This window comes from Actinokineospora terrae (assembly GCF_900111175.1).
Taxonomy (GTDB): domain Bacteria; phylum Actinomycetota; class Actinomycetes; order Mycobacteriales; family Pseudonocardiaceae; genus Actinokineospora; species Actinokineospora terrae.
In genome coordinates this window covers 57,651-75,521 of the sequence record NZ_FOGI01000013.1, presented here as the reverse complement: position 1 = coordinate 75,521, position 17,871 = coordinate 57,651, and the positions used below count along the sequence as shown (strand labels likewise).

The following is a 17,871-nucleotide window of genomic DNA, read 5'->3' as shown; positions in this document are numbered from 1 at the left end:
GTGGGGTTTCGGGGCTACACCCCGGCGGCGAGCGCCGCAGTGAGGTCGTCGACGAGGTCGGTGGGGTCCTCGATGCCGATGGAGAGCCGGACGAGGTCGTCGGTGATCCCGGCGGCGGCGCGCACCTCGACCGGGATGGGGCGGTGCGTCATCAGGGCGGGGCACTCGATGAGCGAGCGGACCCCGCCGAGGCTGACCGCGCACGCGAACAGGTCGGTGCCCGCGAGCAGCTTCTCCACCTGGCCCGCGTAGCGGAAGCTGATGATCGATCCCGGCGCGCTCAGCTGCCGGGCGGCGATCTCGTGGCCGGGGTGCGCGGGCAGCCCCGGGTAGAGCACCTCGGTGACCCCGGGGGCGTCGAGCAGCAGGTCGACCAGGGTCCGCGCGGTGCGGACCTGGCGCTCGACCCGCACGGACAGGGTCTTCACGCCGCGGTGCACCAGGAAGCAGTCCATGCCGCTGGGCACGTTGCCCGCGAGGGTGCGGTGGCCGGTGAACGCCCGGTGCAGCGCCGGGTCGTCGCACACCAGGGCGCCGCCGAGCACGTCGCAGTGCCCGGCGACGAACTTGGTGGTGCTGTGCAGGCTGACGTCGGCGCCCCAGCGCAACGGCTGTTGCAGGGCGGGGCTGGCGAAGGTGTTGTCCACCACCACCAGCGCGCCCCTGGCGTGCGCGAGCCGCGACACCGCGGCGATGTCGATGACCTTGAGCAGCGGGTTGGTCGGGGTCTCCAGCCAGACCATGGCGACGTCGTCGGCGAGCGCGGCGGCGGCGAGGTCCTGGTCGGACAGGTCGACCTGGTCGACGAGGACGCCGAACCGGCGCAGGCCGGTGATCAGCGCGTGCGTGCCGCCGTAGACGTCGTCGCAGCACACCAGCCGCTGCCCCGGCGAGAGCAGCGACAGCGCGGTGGTGGCGGCCGCCTGGCCGGAGGAGAACACGGCGCAGTGCGCGGCGCCCTCGACCTCGGCCAGGCACCGCTCCAGCGCCGCCATGGTCGGGTTCTCGCCGCGGGAGTAGAAGTGCGTCGGCGGGTCCTGGGCGAACCGGTCGTAGGTGGTGGCCACGTGGATCGGCGGCACGACCGAGCCGTGCGGACCGTCCACCTCGTGTCCACTGTGGACGACGCGGGTGGCGAACCGCATCAGACGAACCGCTCGGTCGGGTGCTCGGCGGTCCAGAACCCGGGTTGGACGGTGCGCAGCGCGTCGCGCACCACCTCGACCTCGGCCTCGGTGTTGTAGACGCCGAAGGAGAGCCGCACGGTGCCGACCACGCCGAAGGTGTCGACGAAGGTGTTGGCGCAGTGCACACCGCTGCGCACCGCGACCCCGTGCGCGTCGAGGTGGCCGCCGACGTCGTAGGGGTGGATGCCGTCGACCACGACGGACACGATGCCGCTCGGGTCGGCCGTGGGATCGCCGACGACCCGGACCCGCGCGATGTCGGACACCGCGGCCACGGCGGCGTTGACGAGGGTGGCGTCGTGGGCGCGGATGGCGTCCCAGCCGAGGTCGGCGAGGTAGTCGAAGGCGGCGGCGAGCCCGACCGCGCCCGCGATGTGCGGGGTGCCCGCCTCCAGCCGCGCGGGGACCGGCACGTACCGGACCCGTTCGGTGGTGCTGATCCCCTTCACCGTGCCGCCGCCGACCTGGTACGGCTCCAGGGTGCCCAGCAGCGCGCGGCGGCCGTAGAGGACACCGATCCCCATCGGGCCGTACATCTTGTGCCCGGAGAAGACGTAGCAGTCCGCGCCCAGCTCGCGCACGTCGACCTGGCGGTGCGGCACGGCCTGCGCGCCGTCGACGACGACGGGGATCCCGTGCTCGTGGGCGTGGGCGACCATGTCCCGCACCGGGTTGACGGTGCCGAGCACGTTGGACACGTGCGTCACCGCGGCCAGCCTGACCCGGGGGCCGAGCGCGGCGGCGAACACCGCGGCGGGCACCGAGCCGTGCTCGTCGGCGGGCACCACCACCAGTTCCGCGCCGACCGACTCGCACAACCGGCGCCACGGCAGCAGGTTCGAGTTGTGCTCCATGCCGGTGACCACCACTTGGTCGCCCGCGCCGACGAGGTCGCGGCCGAGGGTGTCGGCGAGCAGGTTGACCGCGGCGGTGGTGCCGGGCACGAACACCACCTCGTCGGGGTGCTCGGCGTTGATCGCGCGGGCGACGGTGGCGCGGGCCTGCTCGTAGACGTCGGTGGCGAGGTGGCTGAGCTGGTAGTAGCCGCGGCCGACGTTGGCGTTGGCGTTCGTGTAGTGCGCGGTGATCGCCTCGAGCACGCGCAGCGGTTTCTGCGCGGTGGCCGCGTTGTCCAGGTACACCAGTGCCCGCCCACCCACCCGCGTGCCCAGGATGGGGAAATCGGCCCTGGCCGATTCCCCCGGGGTCGCGTGATTGCGCGGCGCGGTGTCCAGCAGGTCGACCATGCGCTCTCCCGTCTCACCTCGGATCGGCCGCGCCCGCACCGTGCGCGGGCGTGCCGGTACCACCGGACCGGTCTCGTGCCCACCAGCCCGCCGTGCACCAAAGGAGGAAGCGACCACGCTGGTCGCCGTCGCGGAGCTTACCACCGAAGGCAGGAGCGAGACACCCACGCGTTCCCACAAAGGACACCGGCCGAAACATGCTACAAACGGGGGAAAGGCCAGGTCTTCCCTTGACAGGGGACCGCGACGGCGGGGCAAGATCGAGCGCGGCTCACTATGTATTCCGTAAGTATGTTCTCCCGCCGGGCAGTTGTGGCGAGCCAGAGATGAGAACACCATGAGCACTCAGCACGGTTCTCCCGACCGGCCCGGTGTCGTCGACGCGCCCCGGCGGGGACGGGGGTTGGCGCCGCGACTGCCGTTGGGCATGGCCGACTTCGCCCGCCGGGGGTTCCGGGTGGACCGGCCGCAGCCGCGCGAGCACCTGGAGCGGCACGCGAAGTCGTTCCTCACCGGGTACAACCTCGCCGCCGCGCACTGGCCGCACGTGCGGGCCGCGGTCGACACGATGCCCGCCGAGGAGCGCGGGTTCGCCCACGAGGGCACCGCGATGTACGCGGGGCAGCGCGACGTGTTCACCCGGGGCCGCTCGGTGGCCGCGCTGCTGGCCGAGTCCGGCGCCGACTACCCGCACCTGATCCACGTCGGGGCCGGGTGGGCGCTGGCGGTGAGCGGGTTGCCGCTGCCGGTCCGGTTGACCGACACCCCGCTGCTGCGGTGGCTGGCCTACGACGGCGCCGGGTTCGCCGAGGTGTTCTTCGGCGGGCGCCGCGCGGTGCGCCGCCGGGCCGAGCGGGCGGGCGCCGACCCGCTGCGGCTGATCCGGCTCGCCGGGTCCGGCCGGGCGCTGTGGTTCATGACCGCGGGCGACCCGGACGACATCCAGCAGGTCATCGCCGAGGCGCCCGCCGCGGCCAGACCCGCGCTGTGGAGCGGGATCGGGCTGGCCAGCGCCTACGCGGGCGGGGTGCCGCCCGCGGAGTTGGACACGTTGCGCGCGCACTCGGGCGCGCACGTCGGGCACCTGGTGCAGGGCGTCGTGTTCGGCGCGACCGCGCGCACCCGCTCCGGCATCGTCCCGGCGCACACCGCGCTGGCCTGTGAGCGGATCGCGGGCACCACCCCCGACACCGCGACCGAGTGGGCCGCCAGGGCCGCCGCCGACCTGGGCGAGCGCGCCGACGTCACCGCCTACCTGCGGTGGCGCGAGGGTGTCCGGGCGCTCGGCGCCTGACGCCGCCCCGGCACACAGCACACCCGGGCCGCGGCGCACACCAAGGCGCGGCACGCCCGGGAACCACCCCATCCGACAGGTCCGGCCTGCGCGCACGAGCGCGCGGTCGATCGGCGAGAGGTCTGCCATGCCGTCCGGAAGTATCCGGCGCTCGACGAGCGCCGTCGTCGCGGTCGCGCTGTGCGTGGCCGCGGGGCTGGTCACCGCGTTGCCGGAGACCAGCCAGGCCGAGCAGGACACCGTGGCGGCCCGGTTCGGGTTCCGCCAGGTTCCGGTCAACACCACCCCGGCGGGCGCGCGGTACGTGCGGCCGGTGCAGCCCGGCCTGGTGGGGATCCAGTCGTGGATCTCGGCCGTGGGCGCCGCCGTCGCGCTGACCGACCTGCGGGGACTCGGCCGTCCCGCCGACCTGTGCCTGGTGGACCCGCGCGACGACACGGTGCGGATCAGCCCGGTTCCCGAGGCCGGTGGCGCCCAGTACCCGGCGTTCGAACTCAAGCCGCGGCGGTGGGACTCGACGATGGCGCCGATGGGCTGCGTGCCCGCGGACATCAACGCCGATGGCGCGGTCGACATCATCGTCTACTACTGGGGCCGCTCGCCCGTGTTGTTCCTCAACCAGGCCACGGCAGGCCAGCCACCGTCCGCGGCGCTGCTGCCCGGCACGGAACTGGTCGAGCCGATGCAGGTGTGGAACACGACCGCGCTCAACGTCGGCGACCTCGACGGGTCCGGCGACCTGGACATCGTGGTCGGCAACTACTTCCCGGACGGCGCCAAGGTCCTCGACCCGAACGCCACCGGCGACGCCCGGATGCGGATGCAGGACGGCATGGGCGACGCGGCCAACGCCGGGCCGAGCCGGGTGCTGCTGACCACGCCGACCGGGGTGCGCGGCGCCAAGCCCACGATCACCGACGTCAGCGCGGACGTCCCGGCCGAGGCGCTGCGCGGCTGGGTGCTGGCGGTCGGCATGCAGGACCTCACCGGCGACGGGCTGCCGTCGCTGTACCTGGCCAACGACTTCGGCCCGGACACGCTGCTGGTCAACAACTCCACGCCGGGCCGGGTGTCGTTCACCCCGGTCAAGGGCGCCAGGGACATGGTCACGCCCAAGTCCGAGGTGCTCGGCCGGGACTCGTTCAAGGGCATGGGGGTCACGTTCACCTACTCCTCGGGCACCGGGCTGCCGGACATCGCGGTCAGCAACATCACCGAGACCTACGCCTTGCAGGAGAGCAACATGCTGTTCGTCCCGGATGGGACGGTCGAGGATCTTCGCGCGGGCACGGCCCCTTACACCGAGCACAGCCAACGTCGGGGTGTCGCGCGTAGTGGCTGGTCGTGGGACATCAAGGCGGGCGACTTCGACAACGACGGCACCGACGAGCTGACCCAGGCCACCGGGTTCGTGCTCGGTGACCGCGGCAAGGACCGCTGGGCGCTGCTACAGGAACTGGCCATGGGTAACGCGGAGCTGTTGAAGTACCCGGTGTCCTGGCCCAACTTCGGTCCGGGCGACGACCTGTCCGGTGCCCGCGACGCGAACAAGTTCTGGGTCGACGGCCCCGACGGGCGCTACCTGGACCTGGCCGGGCAGCTGAGGATGACCCAGCAGGCACCTTCACGCGGGTTCGCGCTCGGCGACGTCAACGGCGACGGACTGCTGGACATGGTCGTGGCCAACCAGTTCGCCGACTCGATGCTGCTGCTCAACACCGCGACCGGCGCGCCACCCTCCGCCGAGGTCGAACTCGTCGCCCCTGGCGGTACCGGGACCAGGCCCGCGATCGGCGCCCAGGTCGAGGTGCGCGCCACCAACGGGGTTCCCGCGCAGAAGACACAGCTCTACCCGGCCAACGGACACGCGGGCGCATCAGGAGCCCAACTGCATCTTGCGCTACCTCGCGGCGGTTCGGCCGACGCGACAGTCACCTGGCGGGACGCCGCAGGCCTGCACCGCGCGCCGTTGCGCCTGACGGCGGGACACCACCGGTTCGAGCTCAAGCCCAACGGAGAGGTCGCGGCGCGATGACCACCGAGGCAACCAAGTCCACCCAGGTCCACCCGAACGGCATCACCGCGCTCCCGACCACGGAATCCGCCCCGGGGCAGACAATCCCGGAGCAGGCCAACCCGGAACAGACCACGCCCGAGGTCGCCCCGGTCATGCGCAAGCGCGACCCGCGAGTGCTGGCGCTGCAACGGTTCGCCATGTCGATCTCGGCGTTCACCATCCTCGGGCACGTGTTCTTCGGGTTCGAGCAGGCGCCGATCACCCCCATCGTCTGCCTGCTGGTCGGGTACGCCAGCGCGATCGGGTTCGAGGCCCTCGACGCGTGGGCGTACGAACGGCAGCCGGAGTACGCGGGCGGCGCGCGCACCCTGGGCGTGTTCCTACTACCCGCCCACATTGGCGCGTTGGCGTGCGCGATGCTCCTCTATGGAAACTCCTCGCTCTGGCCCTACCTGTTCGCGGTAGTGGTGGGCAACGCAAGCAAGTACGTGGTGCGGTTGCGGATCAAGGGCAGGCTGCGGCACGTCCTCAACCCGTCGAACACCGGCATCGCCGTCACGCTCGTGCTGTTCGACTGGGTCGGCATCTCCCCGCCGTACCACTTCACCAACTGGCTGCACGGCACGCTGTCCTGGTTGATCCCGCTGGGCATCCTGATGCTGGGCACCATGCTCAACGCCGGGCTGACCAAGAAGATCCCGCTGATCGCCGCGTGGGTCGGCGGGTTCGTGCTCCAGGCGCTGGTGCGCTGGCTGGTGCTCGACCACGCCCTGGTCGGCGCGCTGCTGCCGATGACGGGGGTGGCGTTCATCCTGTTCACCAACTACATGATCACCGACCCCGGGTCCACGCCGACCGCCCGGCGCGGGCAGGTGGTCTTCGGGCTCACCGCCGCCGCGGTCTACGGGGTGCTGGTGTCGCTGGGCATCGTGTTCGGCCTGTTCTTCGCGCTGGTGATCACCTGCCTGCTGCGCGGCGGCGTGCTGCTGGTGGCCAGGGCGCGGGGGCGGGTGCCCGCGTGAGCAGACCGGGGGTCGCGATCGTCGGGATGGCCTGCCACTACCCCGACGCCCACGACCCGGACCAGCTCTGGCAGGCCGTGCTCACCGGCCGCCGGGCGTTCCGCCGCATCCCGGCCGCCCGGCTGTCGCCCGCCTACCTCGGCGAGCGCGACGACCCGGACCGCACCTACGTGACCCACGCCGGGGTGCTGCGGGACTGGGAGTTCGACCGGTCCGCGTTCCGGGTCCCGGTCGGCGTGCACCGGGCGGTCGACCACACGCACTGGCTGGCGTTGCAGACCGCCGCCGAGGCGCTGGCCGACGCGGGCGTGCCCGACGCGGACACGCTGCCGCGCGACGAGGTCGGCGTGGTGCTGGGCAACTCGCTCGGCGGCGAGTTCAGCCGGGCCGCGCAGCTGCGCACCCGCTGGCCGTTCGTGGCGCGGGCCGCAGGCGCGGCGCTGCGCAAGGGCGCGGTGGCCGACGAGGTGGCCGCGGTGGTGCTGGCCGAGCTGGAGTCCGAGGTCAAGGGCCGGTTCCCGGTGCCGACCGACGACACGCTGGCCGGTGCGCTGGCGAACACGATCGCAGGCCGGGTCGGCAACCACTTCGACCTGCGCGGCGGCGGGTACACCGTGGACGGCGCGTGCTCGTCGAGCCTGCTCGCGGTGATCCACGCCGCGCGCGCGGTGGCCGCCGGTGAGCTGCGGTTCGCGTTGGCGGGCGGGGTCGACCTGAGCATCGACCCGCTGGAGCTGGTCGGGTTCGCCAGGGTGGGGGTGCTCGGGGTGGACGAGATGCGGGTCTACGACGCCGACCCGACCGGGTTCCTGCCCGGCGAGGGCTGCGGTGTGCTGCTGCTGACCACTGTGGACGAGGCGCGGCTGCGCGGGATGCCGGTGTACGCCGAGCTGCTCGGGTGGGGGATCTCCGCGGACGGCGCTGGCGGGCTGACCAGGCCGTCGGTGGCCGGGCAGCGGCGGGCGATGGACCTGGCGTACCGGATGGCCGGGGTGGAGCCGTCCGCTGTGGACCTGGTGGAGGGGCACGGCACGGGGACCGCGGTCGGTGACGAGGCCGAGCTGTTGGCGCTGTCCGGGTTGCGCGGGGCCGGTGCGCCGAAGGCGGCGCTGGGGTCGGTGAAGGCGAACATCGGGCACACCAAGGCCGCGGCGGGCGCGGCCGGGTTGATCAAGGCCGTGCTGGCGGTCCGGGCGGGGGTGCTGCCGCCGACCACGGGCTGCCTCGACCCGCACCCGGTGCTGCACTCCCCCGACACTCCCCTGCGCGCGCTGGCCGCTCCGGAGGCATGGGACCGGTCGACGCGGTTGGCGTCGGTGTCGGCATTGGGGTTCGGCGGCATCAACTCCCACGTGGTCGTCGGGTCGACGCGTCCGGCCGCGGACGTGGTGGCGCCGGTGGTGGCCGCGCCTCGGTACGACATCGTGCTGGTGGCGGCCGGGACGACCGCGGAGTTGGCTGAGATCCTGGCCTCGCGCGCGGACTGGTTCGCCGGGTTGAGCGACGCCGAACTGCATGACGTCGCCGCGAGCAGTCGCGCGGACGGGCCGGTGCGGTGTGCGTTGGTCGCGTCCCGGCCCGCTGAACTGGGTGCTGCCGCGGTGGCGGCCGCGGCGCGGTTGACCGCGTGGGACGGGACGCTCACGGTCGCCGCGAAGGCCGGGTTCGTCCTCGCCCAGGGCGCGCCCCCCGCGGTCGGATTGGTCTTTCCCGGTCAGGCAGCCCCAGTTCGCTCAGAGCTACCCGCGTGGGCCGCGGACCTGGACGTGCCAGACCTACCTGTCGCCGTGCGCGCCGGGGACACCGATACCGCTGCCGCGCAACCCGCGATCATGCGGCAGTCGTTGGCCGGTCTCGCGTGGCTGGAGCATCTGGGGTGCACCGCCGTTGGCGCGGTCGGCCACAGCTTGGGTGAGATCACCGCGTTGGTCTGGGCAGGCGCTCTAGACCCCGCCGCTGCGTTGGGGCTGGCCGCGGCAAGAGGGCGGTTGATGGCCGAGCACGGGCTGCCCGGTACCTCGATGGCCGCCCTGGACGTTCCCGCTGATCGGCTCGCGGCCATGACCGCGGGCACCTCGGTCGTGCTGGCCTGCGACAACGGCCCTCGGCGCACATCGGTCGCGGGACCGGCCGCCGAGATCAAGACCGTGCTCGACCGCGCGGCCGCCGAGGGGATCGGCGGCACCACGTTGGCGGTGTCGCACGCCTTCCACAGCGCCGCCATGGCCCCCGTGCGGGAGCCGATGCGGGCGGTGCTGGCCGGGGTCGACTTCCGCCGCCCGGGCCGCCCGGTGATCTCCACCGTCACCGGCGCCCCGCTGGACGACGCGGACCTGCGCGCCCTGCTGCTGGCCCAGCTCACCGAACCGGTCCGCTTCCGCACGGCCGTCACCGACCTCGCGAGCCGGGTCGGGCTGCTGGTGGAGGTCGGCCCCGGCCGCACCCTCAGCGGCCTGGCCGCCGACTGCGCCCCGCGCGTCCCGGTCGTCACGCTCGACTGCGGCGGATCGGGCCGCCCGCACGCCGTCGCCACCGCAGCCCTGGTCGCGGCCGGTGTCGCCGACCCGGCGCCGTGGTTCGCGGGCCGCTCCGACCGGTACCTTCCGCCCGGCACGCCCATGTCGTTCCTGCGCAACCCGTGCGAGGCGGACGGCGACCTCCAGCCCGTACCCGCCAGATCGGCACCCGTGGCGGCGGCGGCGACCGACACCGACCGCGACCCGCTGCTCGCCCTGCGGACCCGGCTGGCGGACGAGTGCGAGCTGGCGCTCGCGGGCATCACCGGGGAGACGTCGCTGTCGCGGGACCTGCACCTGAGCTCGTTGCGGATCGTCACGCTCATCACCCAGGTCGCCGCCGACCTGGGCCGCAAGACCCCCCGGGCGTTCCCGGCCTTCGCCGACGCGACCGTGGGCGAGGCGGCCGAGGTGCTGGCGGAACTGGACCTCGCCGACACCCACACCGAGACCGGGGTGCGCGGGGTGGACACCTGGGTCCGGCCGTTCGCGCACCGGTGGGTGCCGGGTGTCCCGCGCCGCGCCGCGGGTGGGGTCGAGTGGTCGTCCCGGTCGACGTGGCTCGGGTCGCAGGCCGGCTCGCCTGGTCGGACCGGGTTCGCCGCGCATCTGGCTGAGGACGCGGGAGTCGACGAGGTCGCCGCGCTGCTCAGGGAGATCGGGGAGCGCCAGCCTGCGGTGGTTGTCGTTGTCCACCACGGTCATCCCGCTGCGGCGGCGGTGGCGCGCAGTGCGCAGGTAGAGCTACCTGACGTCGCTACGACCGTCGTCCAGGTTCCGGCCGGGACGACCTCGCTGGATCCCACGTGGATCGCGGGCAGTGGACACCAAGAGCTGCGGGTGGGGTCGGACGGCTCTGTCGAGCACCTGACCACGGCCTTGTTCGGCTCGGACGAGCTTGGCGAGCTGCCGATCGGGGCGGGTGAGGTCTGCGTGGTGACCGGCGGCGTCACCGGGATCACGGCGCACACGGCGATCGAGCTGGCCCAGCGGACCGGGTGCGTGCTGCTGTTCACCGGGCGCAGGCCCGCCACCGATCCCGGTGTCGTCGATGGTCTCGCGGCCGCGCGCAGGCAGGTCGACGCGCACTACCACCCCGCTGACATCACCGATCCGCGCGCGACCGAGGGCACCGTGGCCGCGGCCCGAGCTTTGGGGCCTCTGCGGGCGGTGTTGCATGGTGCGGCGGTGAACGAACCCCGCGTGCTGTCGGCTGTAGAGGGCGCCACGCTGCGCCGCGCCGTGTCACCGAAGGTCGACGGTCTGCGCAACCTGCTCGACGCGGCGGGTGACGAACTGCGGCTGGTGGTGGCCTACGGGTCGATCATCGGTAGGACGGGTCTTGCCGGGCAGGCCGAGTACTGCGTGGCCAACGAGTGGCTGCGGCACGCGCTCGCCGAGTGGGCGGCCGCGCACCCGGGATGTCGCGCGCACTGTGTCGAGTGGTCGTTGTGGTCCGGTGTCGGGATGGGTGCCCGCATGGGGGTCGTGGACGGCCTGGCCGCCCGAGGCGTCGTGCCGATCACCCCGGCCTCCGGCACGACCGCGTTGCTCGACCTCTTGGGGCAGCCGGGCGCTCCGACCACGGTCATGCTCAGCGGCCGCTTCCCCGACACGGCGACGTTGGCGCTATCGCACCCGGACGTTCCGCTGCTGCGGTTCCTGGAAGACACGCGAACGGTCACCCCGGGCGTGGAGGTCGTCGCGGACACGGTGCTGACCTCTCGCGACGACCCCTACCTGGCCGAGCACAGCATCGACGGGGTGTCCGTCCTACCGGCGGTAATGGGCTTGGAGGCAGTCGCCCAGACCGTGCAGGCGACCACAGGCGAACGCGTCGGATGGGCCTTCCGGGACCTGGAGCTTCCCGCACCCATCACCGGAGGCGACGGTAGGAAGGTGCGGATCGCGACCCTCGCTGCCGGCGACCAGGTACGGGCGAGGGTCAGCGACGACAGTGATCGGTTCGAGCTCGCACGCCTGTCCGTGACGGTCACGCCTGCCTCCGCCCCGCCGGCCGCGGAGCCTTGCGGGACTCCCCCGGTTCGTAAAGCGTCGCATCCCTACTACGGCCCGCTGTTCTTCCACTCAGGACGATTCGAGCGCCTTCTCCGGTACGACTACCTCTCCGCTTTCGAGGTAGGAGCCTGGATAGACACCTCCGGCGCCGAGTGGTTCGCCCCCGTGCACGCCCAACAGTTGCTCTTGGGCGATCCCGGGTTGCTCGACGCCGGCATTCACGTGCTGCTCGCCTGCCTACCGCACCGGACAGTGCTGCCCATTGGCGCTGACGCGATCACGGTGTGGCGCAAACACAACGGACCGGCCTACGTCCGCGCGCGCGAACTCAGCCACACAGCCGACGAGTTCACCTTCGCCGTGGACGTCATCGCTCCCGATGGCGATTACATCGCCCGCTGGGACGGACTGCACCTGCGCGCGGTCGGCACCCGCGAGTGGTCGACACCCATCCCGGCGCCGCTCGTGGGTCCGTTGTTGAGCAGGCGGCTCATCGAGTGCGGTGTCGCCGACCGCCTGGAAGTCCGCTCCCACCCGGCACAGGGGCGGGTCGAGCTGGACGCTCCCGTGTGGACGGCCGTCGCCGGGGCGGGCGATCCGGATCACCTGTCGAGCACGCTGCAGGACAAGACCGGCGAGAACACCGCGCACTCCACCGCCCGGTCCCAGGCCATCCACCAGGCGTTGGCGCGAGCGGGCCTGACCGCCGACCCGGCCATCCTCTCCGTCGACGGCACCTGCGTCACCCTCCGCGCCGACGACCACTTCCGCGTCGCCAGCCTGCTCGTCGACGACCACGCCCTCGCCGCGGTCATCCCGTGACCCGCGCCTACACCTACCGCCACCGGGTGACCTTCGACGAGACCAACCTCGTCGGCAACGTCTACTTCACCCACTACCTGCACTGGCAGGGCCACTGCCGCGAGCACTTCCTCGCCGACCACGCCCCCGCCGTCCTCGACGCCCTGCGCGACGGCGACCTGGCCCTGGTGACGGTGTCGTGCGGGATGAACTTCTACACCGAGTGCTTCGCCTTCGACGAGGTCGAGGTCGCCATGCGCCTGAGCACCCGCGGCGGCAACCGCATCACCATGGACTTCGACTACACCCGCGACGGCGAGACCATCGCCACCGGCACCCAGACCGTGGCCTGCATGCGCAGGCACGAGGGGGGAATGGAACCGGTCCACCCCCCCGACGACCTGCGTGCCGCCCTGGACGACTACAGCTAGGGCGCGAGGTTGCCGCGCAGCCGCCCAGCGTAGCCGTTCTCGGCGTACCAGTCGCCGCGGCCGGTGGGGAGCAGGTCGAGGATGTGCCAGACCGGGTTGAGCAGGTCGAAGCCGCCCTCGGCGTTGTCCATGAAGTTGGCGCGCTGGGTGTAGAAGTGGCGGACGCGGGTGCCCTCCTTGCGGAAGACGCTGGCCATCGGCAGCTGGTCGCCGGTGTCGGACTCGGCGCCCACGTCGGTGTTGAAGGTGTTGGCGTGGCTGGACAGGAAGCGGATGCCGTCCCAGCCGCGGCGGTTGGCCCAGCGGCGGATCTCGGGGACGGGGGCCTTGGCGATCACGGCGAACGCGGCGTGGCGCAGGATGTGCCGGGACACGCCGTGGAAGCCGTCGACCCACAGCGAGCACATCGGGCAGACCTGCTCCTCGCCCGGGTGGAACATCATGTGGTAGACGAACAGCGTGTCGTGGTCGCCGAACAGGTCGATCAGCGTGGTCTTGGTCAGCGGCTCGGTCAGGCCCAGGTCGAGCGGGCCCTCCTCGAACTCGTAGTCGTCGAGCAGTGGCCCCTCGGGCAGGTCGCGGCGTAGTGCGGCCAGGCGGTGGACCTCCGCGTGCAGCGCGTGCTCGGCGCGGTCCAACTCGACCCGCGCGGCGACGTACTCCTCGCTGGCCCCCTTCGGCCACATCGTGACCGAGTGCTCGGTGCTCACCGTGGTTCTCCCTGTGCTCGTCGCCGGTTCCCCTCGTGATCGCCGGCGAGTCTATCGGCACCCGGGGTCACCGCGCGGGGTGAACCTGGCCCAGGAACTCGTCGAGGAAGGCTTGCGGGTAAAGGAAGACCTTCTGCTCGGGGTAGCGCGGTCGGCCCGTGGCGAGGTGGTCGCCGTGGAAGTACCAGCAGATCTGCCCGACCTGCTCGGTGAACAGCGCGGGCCACGCTTCCGCGGGGTAGAGCCGCAGGTGACCACCGGTGGCGGCGAACTCGCCTCTAGGCCCGAAACCGGCCCGTAGTGCGACGTGGCCGAACAGGTCGTGCACCACGCGGAGGATGTCGTTGTGGCACAGGGGCTCGCCGTCGACCTCCACGCCGCTGGGTTCGAGCAGGGGGTGGTCGGCCCCGGTTCCGGTGCCATGACCGCATCGGGTGAGGTAGAGCCAGAGCACCCCGGTGCGGGTCACCTGGTCGATCAACGCCCGCGAATCGGCGTAGGGCTGGCCGTCGCCGAGCCAGGGCCGGACGGCGATGCCCGCGGCCCGGATCGCGGCGTACTGGGCCAGGTCCTCGCGGCACAGCACCCGGTACGCGTCGCCGACCTCGGCGCGCGGCGGTGCCTGGTCGTGGTGGCGGGCGACGCGGCGGCAGAAGTCGGCGTCCACGCGGACCGGGGGCCGCCGGTAGTCGGTGTCCCGGCCGGGGAAGCGCCGGGCCAGGTAGTCCGAGGCCACCGCGCGCAGGTCGACCGCCACACGATCAGGCTATCACTTTCCGAAGTGATCCGACCGCGGCAGGTGAGCTCAGGTCAGGCCGAGCAAGCGGGTGCACCGGCGGATGGCGTCGGCCGGGCCCTCCAGCTTGATCTGCCCGGCCGCCAACGCGTCGAACGGGCTGACCATGCCCGCGCCGATCTGGATGAACGTGTCCGGGTCGCTGGAGACGACCACCCGCGCCGCCCCGGCCGGACCGGGGACGAACCGCACGTCACCCGCGGCGACGATGACGCCGAAGGTCTCGTCGCCGACGCGGAACTCGTAGGTCTCGTCCAGCTCGGGGACCCGCCCGGTGTCCACCATGGCCTGCACGGCGATGATGCCCCACTCGGCGCGGATCTCGCCGCCGTCGCGGTCGTCGGCGGAGAGGAACTGCATGCCCCAGCGGGCCAGGCCGAGCACCGGGCCGCGCAGCTGCTGGCCGCGGTCGGTGAGCCGGTACTGCTTGGCGCGGCCGTCCCCGGCCACCGGCAGCTGCTCGACCAGGCCGTGCTCGGCGAGGGTGCGCAGCCGCTCGGCGAGCAGGTTGGGGCCGATGCCGGGCAGGTTCTCCAGCAGCTCGGTGAACCGCAGCGCGCTCACCAGCAGCTCGCGGACCAGCAGCAGGGTCCAGCGCTCGCCGATGATGTTCAGCCCGGCGGCCAACCCGCAGAACTGCCCGTAGTCGCGCTTGCCCGCCATCACGTTCCCCTGTGACTCTCACCCGAGCCGGTCGCCACCCGGCCAACCCGATCCAAATAGTAACACCGAGAACCACCCGATGGTATTAACAGCTCGCCCATTGGGAGGACGGGAACACCGGGAATGCCTGGTCCCACCGCCAATCGGGGTTGACCTCGGGGCTATACATTAAAGGAGTTAACTCCCCATCCCCGGAGGTCTCGCGTGACCGTGACCGATGTGCTGACCCCGGCGATCGCCCCCGGCGCGGTGCCGGTGCTCGGCCACGCGCTGCTGATGAAGCGCGCCCCGCGCGAGTTCCTGCTCTCGTTGCAGGACACCGACCCGGTGATCGGGATCCGGCTCGGCAGGCAGACCGTGTACGTCATCAACGACCCCGGGCTGATCCGGTCCGCGCTGCGCGACCCGGACACCTTCGGCAAGGGCGGCCCGATCACCGAGCGGTTCCGGGCGATGTTCGGCAACGGGCTGGGCATCTCGGACGGGGAGCTGCACCGCAGGCAGCGGGCGCTGATGCAGCCCGCGTTCAGCCATTCGCGCATCGTCGGCTACGCGGCGCAGATCACCGAGCAGGCCCGCACCCGGTTCGGCGGCTGGCAGGACGGCGTCGAGGTCGCGGTGCACCAGGAGCTGGCCGACCTGGCGCTGATTAACCTGACCAGGGCGATGTTCGCCGCCGACGGGGGCGTCGAGGTGGACGCCGACCGGTTCCGGGAGGCGACCGCGACGGTGCTCAACGGCCTGTACCGGCGGGTGATGGACCCGACCGGGGTGCTGGCGCGGCTGCCGACCCCGGCCAACCGGCGCTACCGGGCGGCCGAGGCGCACCTGCGCGGGGTGATCGACGGTGTCGTCGCGGCGTACCGGGCGGCCCCGGAGGACCGCGGCGACCTGCTGTCGATCCTGATGCTGGCCCGCGACGGGCAGGCCACCATGTCGGACCGGCAGGTGCACGACGAGGTCATGACGATCCTCATCGCGGGTGCGGAGAGCATCGCGAACACCCTGGCCTGGGCGTGCCACGAGGTGGCCGCGCACCCGGAGGTGGAGGCGCGGCTGTGCGCGGAGGCGGACCGGGTGCTGGCCGGGCGGGCGGCGGAGTACATCGATCTGGCGAGCCTGGGCTACACCAAGCAGGTGATCAGCGAGACGCTGCGGCTGCGCACCCAGGGCTGGGCGTTGAGCCGCACGACCACGCGGGAGACGACCATCGGCGGCTACCGGATCCCGGCCAACGCGGCGATCATGTACAGCCCGCACGCCCTGAACCACAACCCGGCGCTGCACCGCGATCCTGGCGTGTTCAACCCGGACCGGTGGGAGGTGGGCGCGGCGCGCGCGGTGCCGCGGGGCGCGTACATCCCGTTCGGGACCGGTAACCACACCTGCATCGGTGAGCCGTTCGCGCTGACGGAGATGACCCTGACCCTGGCCTCTATCGCTTCCCGTTGGCGTCTGGAACCGGTCCCCGGCCACACCCCTCGTCCCAAGGTGGCCCTGACGATGCCGGTCGACGCCCTCCCCATGATCCCGCGCCGGCGCTTCCCGGCGACCGGTTGAGCCCAGCGCGGGAGTCGGCGGTCTAGGCGGGCTTCTCGCAGGCGATGACGTGGTAGCCGATCTTGTCGCGGCACAGGGAGAACATGGTGGTGATGGCGGCGCTGAAGATCGCGATGCGGTCGGCGCCGTACTCCTCGGCGAGGGTCGGGCGTTGCTCGGCGAGGGTGGCGAGGAACTCGTCGTAGGTGCGGCGGACCTGCTCACTCCAGTCGAGGGCGGCGGTGACGCGGAACCCGGTCGACTCGGCCAGGGCGACGGACTCGTCGAGGGTGGCGGGCGGGTGGTTGATGGTGTTGGCGTTAAGGACCTCGCGGTCGGCGGCGGTCAACTCGGCGGTGTGCGGGTACTCGGTGAACACCAGACGCCCGCCGGGGCGCAGGACGCGGCGGATCTCGCGCAGCCACCGGGTCTTGTCCTGGGCGCTGGGCAGGGAGTCGAAGGCGAGCGCGGCGTCGAACACCGCGTCGGGGAAGGGTTGGGCGGCGGCGTCGGCGTAGCGGGTGGTGACGCGCCCGCGCAGGCCCGCGGCGACCACGCGGCGGGCGGACTCGGCGACTTGCCAGTGGCTGACGGTGATGCCGGTGATGGTGACCGCGTGCCGCTGGGCCAGCCGGACGGCGGGTTCGCCGACGCCGCAGCCGACGTCGAGGACCTGCTCGCCCTTGCGCAGCGCCAGCAGGGCGCCGACCTCGGTGGTGAGCCGCTGCATGGCGGCCAGGAACGGGGTGTCGTCCTCATCGGACTCCCAGTACCCGACGTGCAGGTTGCCGCCCACCAGTTCCACGAGTTCGCCGATGTCGTCGTAGTACTCGCCGACCTGGTCGATGACCTGTTCCGACACGCCACTCACCCCTCGCCGCGTTATCACTCCTGGCTTGTATAGCAGTTCGGTCGAGGATGACCAAGGGACCGCCCACCGTGCTATGTTCCTGAAGTAATCGTGCCCGGTGACGCGGGAGGTCGGCAGTGACGACAGCGGTGGTCCGCCGCACGCTCCCCCTCCCCGGCGACTACCCGTGCGGGCTCACCTGGGACGGCACCCACCTGTGGCACTCCGACCAGCCCGCCGCGGAGCTGTACGCGCTGGACCCGGTGGACGGTTCCGTGGCGCGCACGCTGCGCTGCCCGGGGCTGCGGGCGGATCTCGCGTTCGACGGGAACCTGTTGTGCCAGGTGGGTTTCCGGCCCAAGCGGCTGCTGCTGGTGGACCGCGACACCGGCGAGCAGGTGGAGCGGCGGGCGGTGCCACCGGCCAACGGCAGGCTCACCGGCGTCGAGTTCGGCCCGGACGGCATCTGGATGGTGCTGCGCGGCCCGACCGTGCTGCAACTGCGCGACTACGAGTCGATGGCGGTGCTCGTCGAACACCCCGTGGGCGGCGGGGAACCGTCCGGGCTCACCTACGCCGACGGTGTCGTCGTGCACGGCGACTACGTGGAACGCCGCCTGCGCGCGACCGATCCCGCCACCGGCGCCGAACTCGGTTCCCTTGTGGTGGAGGGCAACCCGACCGGGATGACCTGGGACGGGTCCCTGCTGTGGTACTGCGACTTCCCCGGCAAGCGGGCCTGCGCGCTCGACTTGCGCGACATCGTCGGTTGATCGACC

The 17,871-nt window shown here is 72.4% G+C and carries 13 protein-coding genes; 7 read left to right on the top strand and 6 right to left on the bottom strand.

Annotated features, from left to right (window positions below; genetic code table 11):
* Positions 1-14: 14 nt before the first annotated feature.
* Both BMY07_RS27065 and BMY07_RS27060 read right to left on the bottom strand, forming a co-directional pair.
* The gene (locus BMY07_RS27065) at positions 15-1,145 is read right to left on the bottom strand and encodes a trans-sulfuration enzyme family protein (protein ID WP_092784755.1); all 1,131 of its coding nucleotides are present in this window, start codon (positions 1,143-1,145) and stop codon (positions 15-17) included.
* Entirely contained in the window at positions 1,145-2,434 is a 1,290-nt protein-coding gene (locus tag BMY07_RS27060; protein WP_092784752.1) for an aminotransferase class V-fold PLP-dependent enzyme, read from the bottom strand. Before BMY07_RS27060 ends, BMY07_RS27065 begins: the two co-directional genes overlap by 1 nt.
* 337 nt (positions 2,435-2,771) lie before the next feature.
* On the opposite strand from BMY07_RS27060, the gene BMY07_RS27055 reads away from it, so the two are divergent.
* From BMY07_RS27055 to BMY07_RS27035, 5 genes are all read left to right on the top strand, one after another.
* The gene (locus BMY07_RS27055; RefSeq protein WP_092784749.1) at positions 2,772-3,728 is read left to right on the top strand and encodes a DUF1702 family protein; all 957 of its coding nucleotides are present in this window, start codon (positions 2,772-2,774) and stop codon (positions 3,726-3,728) included.
* 127 nt (positions 3,729-3,855) lie between these two features.
* The gene (locus BMY07_RS27050; RefSeq protein WP_092784746.1) at positions 3,856-5,763 is read left to right on the top strand and encodes a CRTAC1 family protein; all 1,908 of its coding nucleotides are present in this window, start codon (positions 3,856-3,858) and stop codon (positions 5,761-5,763) included.
* A complete protein-coding gene (locus tag BMY07_RS27045) occupies positions 5,760-6,767 on the top strand; it encodes an enediyne biosynthesis protein UnbU (protein ID WP_218150792.1) in 1,008 nt (335 codons plus the stop codon). Before BMY07_RS27050 ends, BMY07_RS27045 begins: the two co-directional genes overlap by 4 nt.
* A complete protein-coding gene (locus tag BMY07_RS27040) occupies positions 6,764-12,124 on the top strand; it encodes a type I polyketide synthase (RefSeq protein WP_092784743.1) in 5,361 nt (1,786 codons plus the stop codon). The genes BMY07_RS27045 and BMY07_RS27040 overlap by 4 nt, the downstream gene beginning before the upstream one ends.
* Positions 12,121-12,534: an acyl-CoA thioesterase gene (locus tag BMY07_RS27035; protein ID WP_092784739.1), complete on the top strand. Its 414-nt coding sequence runs from the start codon at positions 12,121-12,123 to the stop codon at positions 12,532-12,534. The genes BMY07_RS27040 and BMY07_RS27035 overlap by 4 nt, the downstream gene beginning before the upstream one ends.
* On the opposite strand, the gene BMY07_RS27030 is transcribed toward BMY07_RS27035, so the two are convergent.
* The 3 genes from BMY07_RS27030 to BMY07_RS27020 all read right to left on the bottom strand — a co-directional run bounded on the left by BMY07_RS27030 (position 12,531) and on the right by BMY07_RS27020 (position 14,703).
* Positions 12,531-13,244 (bottom strand): DUF899 family protein, encoded by a 714-nt coding sequence (locus BMY07_RS27030; protein ID WP_218150791.1) that lies wholly within the window; start codon positions 13,242-13,244, stop codon positions 12,531-12,533. The genes BMY07_RS27035 and BMY07_RS27030 overlap by 4 nt on opposite strands.
* A gap of 67 nt (positions 13,245-13,311) precedes the next feature.
* On the bottom strand, positions 13,312-14,001 hold the full coding sequence (locus tag BMY07_RS27025; RefSeq protein WP_218150790.1) for a crotonobetainyl-CoA--carnitine CoA-transferase: 690 nt from the start codon (positions 13,999-14,001) through the stop codon (positions 13,312-13,314).
* A 48-nt stretch (positions 14,002-14,049) separates the two neighbouring features.
* Complete coding sequence (locus BMY07_RS27020; protein WP_092784736.1) at positions 14,050-14,703, bottom strand: winged helix-turn-helix transcriptional regulator; 654 nt, start codon at positions 14,701-14,703, stop codon at positions 14,050-14,052.
* A 204-nt stretch (positions 14,704-14,907) separates the two neighbouring features.
* Between BMY07_RS27020 and BMY07_RS27015 the strand changes: the two genes are divergently transcribed.
* Positions 14,908-16,263: a cytochrome P450 gene (locus tag BMY07_RS27015; protein WP_218150789.1), complete on the top strand. Its 1,356-nt coding sequence runs from the start codon at positions 14,908-14,910 to the stop codon at positions 16,261-16,263.
* A 22-nt stretch (positions 16,264-16,285) separates the two neighbouring features.
* On the opposite strand, the gene BMY07_RS27010 is transcribed toward BMY07_RS27015, so the two are convergent.
* Positions 16,286-17,104: a methyltransferase domain-containing protein gene (locus BMY07_RS27010; RefSeq protein WP_092784733.1), complete on the bottom strand. Its 819-nt coding sequence runs from the start codon at positions 17,102-17,104 to the stop codon at positions 16,286-16,288.
* A 125-nt stretch (positions 17,105-17,229) separates the two neighbouring features.
* Between BMY07_RS27010 and BMY07_RS27005 the strand changes: the two genes are divergently transcribed.
* Positions 17,230-17,865, top strand: coding sequence for an NHL repeat-containing protein (locus tag BMY07_RS27005; RefSeq protein ID WP_092784730.1), 636 nt, complete (start codon positions 17,230-17,232; stop codon positions 17,863-17,865).
* The last annotated feature ends 6 nt before the right edge of the window (positions 17,866-17,871 follow it).

Excerpts from the sequence above, each read along its gene's own strand:
- BMY07_RS27045 (WP_218150792.1), top strand. The coding sequence starts at position 5,760 with ATGACCACCGAGGCAACCAAGTCCACCCAGGTCCACCCGAACGGCATC.
- BMY07_RS27060 (WP_092784752.1), bottom strand. The coding sequence starts at position 2,434 with ATGGTCGACCTGCTGGACACCGCGCCGCGCAATCACGCGACCCCGGGG.
- BMY07_RS27050 (WP_092784746.1), top strand. The coding sequence starts at position 3,856 with ATGCCGTCCGGAAGTATCCGGCGCTCGACGAGCGCCGTCGTCGCGGTC.
- BMY07_RS27055 (WP_092784749.1), top strand. The coding sequence starts at position 2,772 with ATGAGCACTCAGCACGGTTCTCCCGACCGGCCCGGTGTCGTCGACGCG.
- BMY07_RS27065 (WP_092784755.1), bottom strand. The coding sequence starts at position 1,145 with ATGCGGTTCGCCACCCGCGTCGTCCACAGTGGACACGAGGTGGACGGT.
- BMY07_RS27020 (WP_092784736.1), bottom strand. The coding sequence starts at position 14,703 with ATGGCGGGCAAGCGCGACTACGGGCAGTTCTGCGGGTTGGCCGCCGGG.